Source organism: Terrabacter sp. 2RAF25, from assembly GCF_052115265.1.
Taxonomy (GTDB): domain Bacteria; phylum Actinomycetota; class Actinomycetes; order Actinomycetales; family Dermatophilaceae; genus Terrabacter.
The window spans coordinates 339,732-352,216 of record NZ_JBFRGJ010000003.1 but is presented as its reverse complement, the minus strand read 5'-3'; the positions used below and the strand labels follow the sequence as shown (position 1 = coordinate 352,216).

Here is a 12,485-nt window from a genome sequence, read left to right as displayed (position 1 = left end):
GCCGGTGCGAGCGTCAGGCGGGCCGCGTCGGCGCGGCCGGCCCTGCCAGTCCGGCCAGCGCTGCCAGCCCGGGCAACCACGCCCGCGCCTCTTCCCGGAACACGTCCGGAGGGAGGGCGGGGGCGCCCTGCGGCACCGCCCCGAGCAGGCCCTCGGGCAGCGCCGAGAGGTAGTCGCGGTTCGTCGTCTCGATGACATCCGGCTCGCGGGGCCACGCGCCGATGACGACCCCGAGCAGGCGGATCGCCCTGTGCGAGAGAGCCTCTCGCGTCAACATCGTGTGGTTGAGGGTGCCGAGCGCACTGCGAGCCACGAGCACCGTCCCGCTGTCGGGCAGGGCCGCGGCGAGGTCGGCGAGCGTCTCACCGCCGTCGGTCAGCTCGACGAGCAGGCCGCCCGCTCCCTCGACGACCACGACGTCGTGGCGGGCGGACAGGTGCGCGATGACGTCGAGGTGGTGCGCGAGCGTCGGCAGCGAGCCTCCCTCGAGTGCAGCCGCCGGGCGCGGTGCCATGGGCGCTCGCAGCCGGGCGCCCTCCCGGGTCGCAGCACCGGTGAGCCGCTCGACCTCCCCCATGTCGCCGGGCTCGCCGGGGGCCACACCGGTCTGGGTCGGCTTGTACGCCGTGACGCGCAGCCCCGCCCCGACGAGCAGGGCGACGGCGGCGGCCGTCACGACGGTCTTGCCCACATCGGTGTCGGTGCCCGTCACGACGACGACCGACGGCAGGCTCGGCTCACCCATGGGTGTCGTGGGGCGGGATCTGGGAGAGCGGCGACGTCGAGGCGGGGTCCTGCGCGCCCTCGACCGCAGCGACCGACGGGAGGCCACGGACGGTGGAGGGAGCGTCCGCCGCCCGTGGCCCCTCGACGGCCGCCGCGCCGCCCGGTGACAGTCCGTGGTCGCGCGCGGCGCGCGCGACGAGCCGTGCAGCCTGCAGCAGGTCCTCACCCGTGAGGTCGGCCCGCGCGGTCACACGCAGCCGCGAGATGCCGTCCGGGACGCTCGGCGGTCGGAAGCAGCCGACGAGGACGCCTTGGGCCCGCAGGTCGAGGCAGGCCGCCACGGCCGCGTCTGGCGAGGGCATCGACAGCGACTGCACCGCGCCGGCGGCCTGGTCGATGCCGCACACGGTCGCGATGACCCGGGCGTTGTCGCGCACGGCGTCCGCGAGGGACGGCTCGTTCGCGACGATGTCGGCGGCCGCCGTGGCCGCCCCGGCCGCCGCCGGCGCGAGGCCGGTGTCGTAGATGAACGGGCGTGCGGCGTTGACCAGGTGGTTGCGCACCGCGGTGGAGCCCAGCGCGGCGCCGCCCTGCGAGCCGAGAGCTTTCGACAGGGTCACCGTGACGACGACGTCGCCCGCCCCGAGGAGGCCGAGCTCGTGCACGAGCCCGTGGCCTCCGCCCCGAACGCCGATGCCATGGGCCTCGTCCACGATGAGCAGCGCGTCGTGGCGGCGGCACACCTCGACGATGGCGGCCAGCGGGGCGGCGTCGCCGAGAACCGAGTAGACCGACTCCACGGCGACGACCAGCCTCCGGTCCGAGCGGGCAGCCAGCTCGCGGTCGAGGTCCGCCGGGTCGTTGTGGGCGAACGTCGCGTAGGGCACGCGTGACATCCGCGCCGCGTCGTGCAGGGAGGCGTGCGCGTGGGCGTCGAGCAGGATCTCGGCCCCCCGCCCGCTCATCGCCGTGAGGACGCCGAGGTTGGCGGCATACCCGGTCGAGAAGGCGAGGGCGCTCGGCTGCCCGGTGAGACGGCACAGCGCCGCCTCCAGGCCGCGGTGAACAGGCAACGTGCCGGTCACGAGGCGGCTCGCCGTGGCCGAGGCGCCGTAGCGCCGTAGGGCGTCGTGGGCCGCGGCGACGACCCTCTCGTCCTGCGACAGCCCGAGGTAGTCGTTGGACGCGAGATCGAGGGCGTCGTGCCCGCCCGGCAGGCGGCCGCCGAGCCGCAGCACGGGGTCGAACCGCTCGACACCGCGCTCGGCCCGCAGCGTCGCGCGCTCCCGCAGCCACGTGTCCCAGACGTCGCTCACCCGTGGACCTCCCAGACGGCGCCGACGATCGCGTCGGCGATGGTGCGCACGTCGTCGTCGGTGCAGACGTACGGCGGCATCGTGTAGACGAGGTCGCGGAAGGGGCGCACCCACACTCCGCGTCTCAGCGCGGCACGGGTCACGGCCGCGACGTCGACAGGGGAGCCGAGCTGGACGACCCCGACGGCGCCCAGGGTGCGCACGTCCGCCACGGCGGGAAGGTCCGCGGCAGGTAGGAGGTGCTCCTGGAGCAGGCGCCCGACCCGCGGCACGTCGTCCTTCCAGCCCTGCTCCACGAGGGACAGCGACGCGTTGGCGACCGCGCACGCCAGCGGGTTGGCCATGAAGGTGGGGCCGTGCAGCAGGGCCCTGAACTCGGAGCGGGTGATCGCCTCGCCGACGTGACGTGTGGTGAGCACCGCTGCGAGAGTGAGGTATCCGCCCGTCATGGCTTTGCCGACGCAGATGACGTCCGGGGAGACGTCGGCCCACTCGGAGGCGAAGAGCCGGCCGGTGCGACCGAACCCCGTCGCGATCTCGTCGACGACGAGGAGCAGCCCGTGCTCGTCGGCCACACGGCGTAGCGCGCGCAGGCAGTCCGGGTGGTAGACGTGCATGCCGCCGGCCCCCTGCAGCACCGGCTCGACGATGACCGCTGCCAGCTCGTCGGTGTGGGCGCGTGCCAGCTCCCTGACCTCGGCGACCCATGCCTCGAGTGCGGACTCGTCCGTCTCCCAACGTTCCTCACCGTCCGCGGTCACGACGAGGCGGCCTGCTGGTGGCCTGGGGGCGAAGAGCTGCCGGGCCAGTGCGCCCGGGAACGCCGAGTGCATGCCGTCCACGGGGTCGCACACGCTCATGGCGGCGAACGTGTCCCCGTGGTAGCCGCCTCGCACGGTGAGGAACCGCTGCCGGCCGGGTCGGCCCTGCGCGGCCTGGAACTGCAGCGCGAGCTTGAGGGCGACCTCGACCGACACCGAACCGGAGTCGGCGTAGAACACGTGGGCCATGGGCCCCGGCGCGACGGCGGTCAACCGCTCGGCGAGGGTGACGGCCGGCTCGTGGGTGAGGCCGCCGAACATGACATGGCTGAAACGGTCGAGCTGCTCGTGGGCTGCGGCGTCGAGCGTGGGGTGGCGGTACCCGTGCACGGCGCACCACCACGAGGCCATGGCGTCGATCGCGTCGAAGGTCTCGCCGTCGGCGGCGGTCAGACCCAGACGCACGCCCGAGGCCCGCTCGACGGCATACGGCTCGGGTCCGTCGAGCGGGGCGTACGGGTGCCAGACCAGCCCGCGGTCGCGGGCCGCGAGGGAGGTGCCGACGCTCTCAGGCATTGGCCGGGACGTCGGTGCCGGCACCGCGGCGGCGCTTGGCGGGGTCGTGGGTGCCTCCGGTGTCCGTGGGGACGCGCCCGGCCTCCGCCCCGAGGACGACGAAGCCGTGGTCCCGGATCATCTCGAGGTCGGCCTCGGCCGACTGCCCTTCGGAGGTGAGGTAGTCGCCGAGGAAGATCGAGTTGGCGACCTGGAGGGCGAGGCCCTGGAGCGACCGGAGGTGCATCTCCCGTCCGCCGGCGATGCGGATCTCCTTGTCGGGGCAGACGAAGCGGGCCATCGTGAGGATGCGCAGGCAGCGTCCGGGAGTCAGCTCCCACGTGCCCTCGAGCGGTGTGCCGTCGAAGGGCATGAGGAAGTTGACGGGGATGGAGTCGGAGCCGAGGGCGCGCAGGGCGAAGAGCGCCTCGACGAGCTGTTCGTCACTCTCGCCCAGGCCGGCGATCAGGCCCGAGCAGGGCGACAGGCCGGCCTCCTTGGCCTTGGTCACCGTGTCGACGCGGTCGGCGTACGTGTGGCTCGTGACGATGTCGTCGTGGTGCGACTCGGCCGTGTTGATGTTGTGGTTGTAGGCGTCGACCCCGGCCGCCCGAAGGCGCTCGGCCTGGCCGTCCTTGAGCAGCCCGAGGCACGCGCAGACTTCGACGTCGGGGTGCTCCTGCTTGAGGGCGCCGACCATGCCGGCCACCCGGTCGACGTCACGGTCGGTCGGGCCGCGCCCGCTCGAGACCATGCAGATGCGCGTCGCCCCGCCGCGCAGGCCGGCGGCCGCCTGCTCGACGGCCTCGTCGGGCTTCAGCCACGTGTACTTGAGGATGTCGGCCTGAGAGCCGAGGCGCTGAGAGCAGTAGTGGCAGTCCTCGGGGCAGAGGCCCGACTTGAGGTTGACGAGGTAGTTGACCTTCACCGTGTTGCCGAAGTGCTTGCGCCGCAGCCGTGCCGCCGCCGAGACGAGGGCGAGGAGCTCGTCGTCGCTCGCGCGCAGCACGTCGAGCGCGTCGTCGGTGTCGGCGGGGGTGCCGGCGAGGACGGCGTCGGCGAGGTCGTCGAAACGGCGGGTCATGCAGGCTCCTTGCGCGCGTCGTTGAACGGTGTTCAACTTGAACGGTGTTCAGTATGCCGAGTCGCTAGGCTCGGCTGTCAACGCGGGGCCGGGTCCGGCCCGCGCGCCGAGGACGGGGGATCACGTGGCACTGAGCCGGGAGCAGGTCGTCGGCACGGCCGTCGCCCTGCTGCGCCGCTATGGCCTCGGAGACCTGTCGATGCGACGCCTGGCGCGCGAGCTCGGGGTGGCACCCGGCGCCCTGTACTGGCACGTCGCCAACAAGCAGGAGCTGCTCGTCGAGGTGGCCGACGTGCTGCTGGCCGAGATCGCGCCGCCGTCGACCGACCGGCCCGCGGCCGAGGCCCTGACCGGTCTCGCCGTCGCCGTGCGGGACGCCCTGGTGCAGGTGCCCGACGCTGCCGACGTCGTCGGCCTCGCGTATGCCGTCGAGCCGGGCGCCCGCGCCCTGCGCGACCTGGCGCGGCTCGTGCACGAGGCCGGGGCGACAGCCTCCGAGCGCGACGACGTCGCCGCCCTCGTGGTCCACCACATCTTGGGTTCGGTTGCGGCGCAGCAGAACCGCGCGCTCGCATCACAGGTGGAGCCTGACCTCCCGGCGCCTGACGCCACCTCCGAGGCCAAGGCCTTCGAGGTCGGTCTCGCCGTCATCGTGCGAGGGCTCGGCTCCGCTCACTGAGCGGAGACGCGAAAGTGCTGGGCGGCCCAGGCCCCGCCCAGCACCACCCCCGAGGGGTGGATATCGCCGGCGCGCGTGCCGTGGACCTTCGCCGACACTCATCAGAGTGGCGCATCCCGGCGGTGATACGCGCGGAATCGAAAAACTTGTGAGGCGCCTGCAGCGGGAAGCGGGCGGCAGACTGGCCGCATGCCACTACGGACGACCAAGACCTGGTTCGGGGTCGTGCTCGACGCGCCCCGGGCGTCGGACCTCGCGCACTTCTACCAGCGACTGCTGGGCTGGACGCTCTACACCGACGAGCCTGACTGGGCCACGCTCGCGCCCTCGGAGTCCAGGGGCTACAACCTGGGGTTCCAGACTGAGCCGAACTTCGTGCGGCCCGTGTGGCCGAGTCGGCCGGGGGAGCCCCTCATGATGGTGCACCTCGACATCGAGGTCGACGACCTCGAGGAGGCCGTCGCGTTCGCTGTGGGTGCGGGTGCCGAGGTCGCGACCTTCCAGCCGCAGGACGACGTCAGGGTGATGCTCGACCCCGCCGGCCATCCCTTCTGCCTCTACGTCGATGCTGCCGGCTGACCCGCCGTGACGCGGTCGACGGCCTCGACGAGGCGCTCGCGCAGGGCCTGGCCCCGCACCGAGAAGGCGCGCTGCTCGGCGGCGTACTGCGCCTTGCCCTCGTTCGTCTCGATCGGCACCGGCTCGTAACCGAGCTCGCGGAGGTCGTACGGTGCGGCGCGCATGTCGAGCGACCGGATGTCACGGGCCAGCTCGAAGCAGTCCATGACGAGCTCGCTCGACACGACCGGCACCAGCTTGTGGGCCCACTTGTAGAGGTCCATGCCGGCGTGCAGGCACCCCGGCTGCTCGAGGTCGACCTGGCTGTCACGGGTCGGGCGAAGAGCGTTGCGCGGCAGGGCGTCCGGGGTGAAGAAGCGGTAGGCGTCAAAGTGCGAGCACGAGATCTGGTGGCTCTCGACGACGGCGTCGGTGCCCTGCCCGCCGAGCCGCAGCGGCCAACCCGTGTGTCGCACGTCGGAGGAACCCTGCCGGTAGACCATGGCCCACTCGTGCAGGCCGAAGCAGCCGAAACGGGCCGGCCGGTCCGCGGTCCGCACGAGCAGCTCGCGCACGAAGCGCAGGGTGTCGCCGCGCGCTGCCACGAACGCGCCGTCGTCCACACGCGCCTGGTGCCCGTCGACGACGTAGAACCGCCAGTCGCGGTGCGGCGCCCTCACGGCCCCGGCGAGGGCCACCCCGGCGCCCGGGTGCCAGCGCCGCAGCTGGGCGGGCTTGTAGGAGTAGTAGGCGAAGAGGAAGTCCTCGACAGGGTGCGTCCGGTGGTCGCGTCGGCGCTCGAGGTGCGCCGCGGTGGCCGCCGTGACCCGCGTCTCGTGGGCCGCGGTGCGCTCCCGCCATTCCCGCTCGCCCAGCACCTGCACCCCACGAGGGTAGGCGATCGCGCCCGACATCCCGCCATCCGCGAGCCGTCCGGAGCAGGATGGGGCCATGGCAGCGGACGCCGAACGGCCCACCCACCTGCTCCACCGCCTCACGAGCTACTCCCACGAACGGGAGTGGACCGAGGTGCCCGACGACGATCGCCTCGTCCAGGAGCTGGTGCCGAACGACCTCACCCGCCGCCCCGCCTGGTACAAGGGCTACGGCGACGACCTGAGGCGCACGCTCCTTCCGCAGGAGCTTCCCGCCGCCACCGCTCCGGCCACCGCCGTGCTCGCCGGCACCGCCGACGTTCCCACCAGCGGGCTCGACCTGGCCGGCCTGGCGCGCCTGCTCTACCTGTCGTCGGGTGTCACCCGTCGCACGCAGCGACCCGACGGCGGCGTCATGCTCTTCCGGGCGGCGGGATCGGCCGGTGCGCGCTTCCCGCTGGAGCTCTACGTCGCGGTGCCGCGCGGCGTCGACCCCGACGTCCTCTCCGCCGACGTGGCGCCGGGTGTCTACTGGTACGACCCCGAGGCGCACGCGCTCGTGACGGTGGGTGCGCCTCCGTCCGGCCACGCGCCGACGGTCGTCGTCACGGGCATCCCCTGGCGCACCGGTTGGCGCTACCGCGAGAGGGGCTTCCGCCACATCTACTGGGACGCCGGCACGATGCTGGCCCAGCTGCTCGCGCTCGCCGACGGCGCCGGCGTGCCGGCCCACCTCTTCACGACGTTCGCCGACCGGGAGGTCGCGGCCCTCGTGGGGGCCGATGGCGTCCGGGAGTTCCCGGTCGCGCTCGTCGCCCTCGGCCCCGGCGCACCGGCCGTGCAGCCGACAGGGGACGCGCTCGGCGGCCACCACGATGCCGACGGCCTCGAGTTCCCGCTCGTGACGGCCGCCCAGCGGGCGGGGGAGCGCACCGGCCTCGGTGCCGAGATCGCGCGTGGGGCCCCCGTCGCCGTCGCGGCAACCGGTGCGGGAGCGGCCATCGACGCCGTCGTCGCCAGCAAGGGTTCGATCCGTCGACTCCATGCCGACCGCACCCTCTCGCGTGACGTGCTGCACGACGCGATGAATGCCGCCTTGCGCGGCATCACCGTCCCGCACTGGGTCGGCGTGAGCGGTGTCGAGGGCGTGCCGACCGGTGTGGCGCGCTGGCCCGACGTCGACGCCCCGGTCCGACCGCTCGAACAGCAGGTGGTGCGCGACGAGCTGTTCGGCGCCGCTCTCGAGCAGGGGCTCGCACGCGACGCCTCCTTCGTCGCGATGAGCGGCACGCGGTTGACCGACCTCGACGACCACGACTACCGCGACGTCCAGCTGCTCGCCGGACTCGTGGAGGGCCGACTGCACCTGATGGCGTACGCGTTGGGCGCGGCCGCCTCCGGGATGACCTTCCGTGACTCCGACCTCGAGAGCCTCCTCGGCGAGGACGTCGCGGGGCTGCTGTGGACGTGCGTCGGGGTGCCGGAGTACCGCACGCGCCGCAGCGGCACGCCCGGCTCGCCGGCCGACGTCACGATCGTCTGGCCGCGCTGACCTGCTCCGGGGACGCGGCGGCATACGCTCGGTCCGTGGTCGCCGCCGACTGGTATCTCGACGCCTCCGAACGGGGCAACCCGTGGACGCGCCTCGACACGCGACACCCTGACGGGCGTGCGTGGAGCGAGGGCAACACGGTCACCCCGCTCATCCACGGCAAGGCGTACTTCGCGGAGCTCACCCGACGGGTGGCGGAGATGCGCGCGGGCGACCTGCTGCTCTTCGTCGACTGGCGCGGTGACCCGGACGAGCGGCTGACGGGTGAGCCAGGCAGCGAGGTCGCCCGACTCTTCGCCGACGCCGCACGGCGGGGGGTCGACGTGCGCGGCCTCGTCTGGCGCTCCCACTGGGACCGGCTGGCGTTCTCCGCGGACGAGAACCGCCACCTGGAGGAGGACGTCAACGCGGCCGGCGGCGAGTGCCACCTCGACATGCGCGTGCGGCTCGGCGGCTCGCACCACCAGAAGTTCGTCGTGCTGAGGCACCCCGACCGACCCGAGCTCGACGTCGCGTTCCTCGGCGGGATCGACCTGTGCCACAGTCGCCGCGACGACGCCGACCACGCCGGCGACCCCCAGCCGCAGTCGATGGCGCGGGTCTACGGGGCCAGGCCACCGTGGCACGACGTCCAGCTGGCCCTGACCGGGCCGGTGGTGGGCGACGTCGAGACGGTCTTCCGCGAGCGGTGGGACGACCCGCAGGCGCTGACCCGCTCACCGGTCCGACTGGCGCTGGACGCCTCGCGCGGTGACCGTCCGCGCCGCCGTCCCCTGCCACAGCAGGCAGCCGACCCCGCTCCGACGGGCGAGCACCCGGTCCAGCTGCTGCGCACCTACGGCCGTCGCCTGGGCGGCTACCCGTTCGCCCCCCGCGGCGAGCGGAGCGTCGCCCGCGCCTACACCAAGGCGTTTGCCCGCGCCCGGCACCTCATCTACCTCGAGGACCAGTACCTGTGGTCGAGCGAGGTGTGCGCGTTGCTCGTCCACAACCTGCGCCGCGCGCCGAACCTGCGCCTGGTCGCCGTGCTCCCGCACCAGCCCGACCAGGACGGGGCCGTGACCCGCGCCCCCAACCTCGTGAGCCGCGCCCGCCTGCTCGACGACCTGAAGGCGGCCGCGCCCGGCCGCGTCGCCGTCTACGGGATCGAGAACCCTTCCGGCACACCGGTCTACGTGCACGCCAAGGTCTGCGTCGTCGACGACGAGTGGGTCACGGTCGGCTCGGACAACTTCAACCGACGCTCGTGGACGCACGACTCCGAGCTGTCCGCAGCCGTCGCGCACCGGGGCCTGGCCCGCAGCCTGCGCCAGGCACTCGCCCGCGAGCACCTCGGCGCCCACGGAGAGCTGGCCCTCGAGGACCACTTCGACGCGTACGCCGCGAGTGCCCGTGCCCTGGAGCGCTGGCGGCAGGGACGTGCTGCCGGCGGCGACCTCGAGGCCCGGCCACCCGGCCGGCTGCGTCCGCTCGACGACCCGGACCAGAGCCGGCTCACCCGCCTGTGGGCCGACCCCCTCTACCGGCTCGTCTACGACCCGGACGGCCGGCCGCTCGGACTGCGGTTGCGGCGCACGTTCTGACACCAGTTCCGGCGGGACGCGCACGACGCCGGGCGGGCGTCGGGCATGCGTCGGGCGTGCGTCGGGCGGCGTCGGGCGGCGTCGGCCCTGTGGCTAGGGTGGGTGCGTGCGCATCGCGAGGTACACGACCGGGGACGACCCGGCATACGGCATCGTCCAGGGCGACCCCGGCAGCGAGGTCATCACGCCGCTCGCCGGCGACCCCCTCTACGTCGGGCTGCAGCCCAGCGGTCAGCCGCCGGTCATGCTCGACGACGTCCGCCTGCTCGCGCCCGTCATCCCGCGCTCCAAGGTGGTGGCCATCGGCAAGAACTACGCCGACCACGCCAAGGAGATGGGCGGCGAGGCCCCCGCCGAGCCGATGATGTTCTTCAAGCCGAACACCTCGGTCGTCGGTCCCTTCGACCCCGTCGTGCTCCCGGCCGGAAGTGATGAGATCTCCTACGAAGGCGAGCTCGCCGTCGTCATCAAGACGATCACCAAGGGTGTCAAGGCCGAGAACGCCACCGAGTGCATCTACGGCTACACCATCGCCAACGACGTCACGGCTCGAGACTGGCAGCGCACCGACGGACAGTGGGCGAGGGCCAAGGGTTTCGACACGAGCTGCCCGCTCGGACCGTGGGTCGAGACCGAGCTCGACCCCGCTGACCTGTCCATCGTCACCACGCTCGACGGGGACGTGAAGCAGGACGGCACCACTGCCGACATGATCCACGGCATCGCGAAGATCATCGAGTACGCCTCTGCCGCCTTCACGCTGCTGCCCGGCGACGTCATCCTCACGGGTACGCCGGCCGGCGTGGGTCTCGTGGAGGCCGGTCAGCAGGTGACCGTCGAGATCGGCGGGATCGGCTCTCTCACCAACACCTTCGTCAGGCGCTGACCGCCGTCGGCACCTAGGGTCGAGGCCATGAGCAACGACGACACCACCGCCTCCGACCCGACCGACGAGCCGCAGGGCGACTACGCCGGACGCCATGCGGGGGCCGGCGAGCCCGACCAGGGGCCCGACGAGGACGCGACCTACGACGCGAAGCACGACGACGTCGACGGCCCTCCCGGCGCTGTCGGGCACTGACTGCCGGGGCCTGCGACGCCGGCCCGACCGCCCGAAGCCGCACGCCGATCGGCTCGCGGCGGCCACTAGGCTGTTCGCACCATGAGCGAGAACACAGCAGGTATGCCGTCCAGTTCCCTCCCGGGGACCCCGTCCGGGTCCGCCTCGGGTGACGCGCAGGTCGAGGTGCGCCCGGCCGAGCAGGCCCGCCGCAGCACGTCCGACGGCAGCGGTCCGGTGCGCACGCGAGTCGCGCCGAGCCCCACGGGCGACCCGCACGTCGGTACCGCATACATGTCGCTCTTCAACCTCGCCTTCACGCGGCAGCAGGGTGGCCAGTTCGTCCTGCGCGTCGAGGACACCGACCGCGCCCGTTTCCGCGAGGACTCCGAGGCCCAGCTCTACGACACGCTCGCCTGGCTCGGGCTCCACTGGGACGAGGGGCCCGACATCGGCGGCCCGTTCGCGCCCTACCGCCAGAGTGAGCGGCTCGACACATACCGCCCCTACGTCGACCGCCTCGTCGCCGACGGGCACGCCTACCACTGCTGGTGCTCCAAGGAGCGCCTCGACCAGATGCGCGAGATCCAGCAGAAGACCAAGCAACCGACGGGCTACGACCGCCTGTGCGTCGGCAAGACCCGCGACGAGCGCGCAGCCCTGCCCGGCTTCACCGAGACCCCCGTGGTGCGCATGCTCGTCCCCGACGACGTGCCGCTCGTCTTCGACGACGTCATCCGCGGCAAGGTGTCGGCGCCGCGCCCCGACGACCAGGTCATCCTCAAGGCCGACGGGTTCCCCACGTACCACCTGGCCGTCGTCGTCGACGACCACGAGATGGGCATCACCCACGTCGTGCGCGGCGAGGAGTGGATCAGCTCGACGCCCAAGCACGTCCTCCTCTACCGGTGGCTGGGCCTCGAGCCGCCGAAGTTCGCCCACATGCCGCTGCTGCGCAACACCGACAAGTCCAAGATCTCCAAGCGAAAGAACCCCGCGGCTCGGCTCACGTGGTTCCGCGAGCAGGGCTACCTGCCCGAGGCGCTCGTGAACTTCCTTGCCCTGCTTGCCTACCCGCCGCAGCAGGACGCCGAGGGCACCGATGTCGAGGTCTTCACGTTCGAGGAGTTCAGCCGCACCTTCGACTGGTCGAAGGTCAACCCGATCGGCCCGATCTTCGACCTCAAGAAGCTCGAGTGGCTCAACGGCGTCCACATCCGTGAGCTCGCGGTCGGCGAGTTCGCGAGCCGCCTGCTGCCCTACCTCGTCGACGCCGGCATCCTCGGCGAGACCCAGTCGCTCGGCGAGCTGGCGCGGCTCAAGGCCGTCGCCGAGCTCATCCAGACCCGGATGGCGCTGCTCACCGAGGCCCCGGCGCTCGTGGGACCGTTCTTCGTCGCCGACGACCAGCTGGAGATCGCCGACGAGGCCCGGGCCCAGCTCAAGGACGACGCGGGTGACGTGCTCGACGCGGCGCTCCGCGTGCTCGGTGACATCGACGACCACGGCGAGGGCGTCCTCGGCACCGGAAGCGCCTGGAACGCCGCGTCCATCGAGGAGGCCCTGCGGACCGCGATCGTGGAGGGTCTCGGGATCAAGCCGCGCTTCGCCTTCGGCCCGCTGCGCACCGCTGTGTCCGGCCAGCGCATCTCGCCCCCGCTCTTCGAGTCGATGGAGATCCTCGGCAAGACGTCGACGCTGAGCCGCCTGCGGTCGCTGCGCGACTCGCTCTGACG

General features: G+C 72.8%; 12 protein-coding genes. 7 read left to right on the top strand and 5 right to left on the bottom strand.

Annotated features, from left to right (window positions below; genetic code table 11):
• Positions 1-13: 13 nt before the first annotated feature.
• From bioD to bioB, 4 genes are read right to left on the bottom strand one after another with little or no spacing between them, the layout of a single operon-like run.
• Positions 14-745 (bottom strand): dethiobiotin synthase, encoded by a 732-nt coding sequence (gene bioD, locus AB4091_RS10610; protein ID WP_442291710.1) that lies wholly within the window; start codon positions 743-745, stop codon positions 14-16.
• Positions 738-2,042, bottom strand: a complete 1,305-nt coding sequence (locus tag AB4091_RS10605) for an 8-amino-7-oxononanoate synthase (RefSeq protein WP_442291709.1) — start codon at positions 2,040-2,042, stop codon at positions 738-740. The genes bioD and AB4091_RS10605 overlap by 8 nt, the downstream gene beginning before the upstream one ends.
• Entirely contained in the window at positions 2,039-3,379 is a 1,341-nt protein-coding gene (gene bioA / locus AB4091_RS10600) for an adenosylmethionine--8-amino-7-oxononanoate transaminase (protein WP_442291708.1), read from the bottom strand. Before bioA ends, AB4091_RS10605 begins: the two co-directional genes overlap by 4 nt.
• The gene (gene bioB / locus AB4091_RS10595) at positions 3,372-4,442 is read right to left on the bottom strand and encodes a biotin synthase BioB (protein ID WP_442291707.1); all 1,071 of its coding nucleotides are present in this window, start codon (positions 4,440-4,442) and stop codon (positions 3,372-3,374) included. Before bioB ends, bioA begins: the two co-directional genes overlap by 8 nt.
• A 124-nt stretch (positions 4,443-4,566) precedes the next feature.
• On the opposite strand from bioB, the gene AB4091_RS10590 reads away from it, so the two are divergent.
• Positions 4,567-5,121, top strand: a complete 555-nt coding sequence (locus AB4091_RS10590; RefSeq protein ID WP_442291706.1) for a TetR family transcriptional regulator — start codon at positions 4,567-4,569, stop codon at positions 5,119-5,121.
• 189 nt (positions 5,122-5,310) lie between these two features.
• A complete protein-coding gene (locus tag AB4091_RS10585; protein ID WP_442291705.1) occupies positions 5,311-5,700 on the top strand; it encodes a VOC family protein in 390 nt (129 codons plus the stop codon).
• Here the strand turns inward: AB4091_RS10585 and AB4091_RS10580 are convergent.
• Positions 5,679-6,563 carry a 3-methyladenine DNA glycosylase gene (locus AB4091_RS10580; protein ID WP_442291704.1) on the bottom strand — a complete coding sequence of 295 codons (885 nt, stop codon included), beginning with the start codon at positions 6,561-6,563 and terminating at the stop codon, positions 5,679-5,681. The two genes, AB4091_RS10585 and AB4091_RS10580, sit on opposite strands and share 22 nt — an antisense overlap.
• A gap of 67 nt (positions 6,564-6,630) precedes the next feature.
• Between AB4091_RS10580 and AB4091_RS10575 the strand changes: the two genes are divergently transcribed.
• The 5 genes from AB4091_RS10575 to gltX all read left to right on the top strand — a co-directional run bounded on the left by AB4091_RS10575 (position 6,631) and on the right by gltX (position 12,483).
• A complete protein-coding gene (locus AB4091_RS10575) occupies positions 6,631-8,106 on the top strand; it encodes a SagB/ThcOx family dehydrogenase (protein ID WP_442291703.1) in 1,476 nt (491 codons plus the stop codon).
• Between the two features lie 35 nt (positions 8,107-8,141).
• A complete protein-coding gene (locus AB4091_RS10570; protein ID WP_442291702.1) occupies positions 8,142-9,689 on the top strand; it encodes a phospholipase D family protein in 1,548 nt (515 codons plus the stop codon).
• A 106-nt stretch (positions 9,690-9,795) separates the two neighbouring features.
• Positions 9,796-10,575 carry a fumarylacetoacetate hydrolase family protein gene (locus AB4091_RS10565; RefSeq protein ID WP_442291701.1) on the top strand — a complete coding sequence of 260 codons (780 nt, stop codon included), beginning with the start codon at positions 9,796-9,798 and terminating at the stop codon, positions 10,573-10,575.
• Between the two features lie 27 nt (positions 10,576-10,602).
• On the top strand, positions 10,603-10,770 hold the full coding sequence (locus tag AB4091_RS10560) for a hypothetical protein (protein ID WP_442291700.1): 168 nt from the start codon (positions 10,603-10,605) through the stop codon (positions 10,768-10,770).
• Between the two features lie 273 nt (positions 10,771-11,043).
• Positions 11,044-12,483, top strand: coding sequence for a glutamate--tRNA ligase (gltX, locus tag AB4091_RS10555; RefSeq protein WP_442291942.1), 1,440 nt, complete (start codon positions 11,044-11,046; stop codon positions 12,481-12,483).
• Positions 12,484-12,485: the final 2 nt, after the last annotated feature.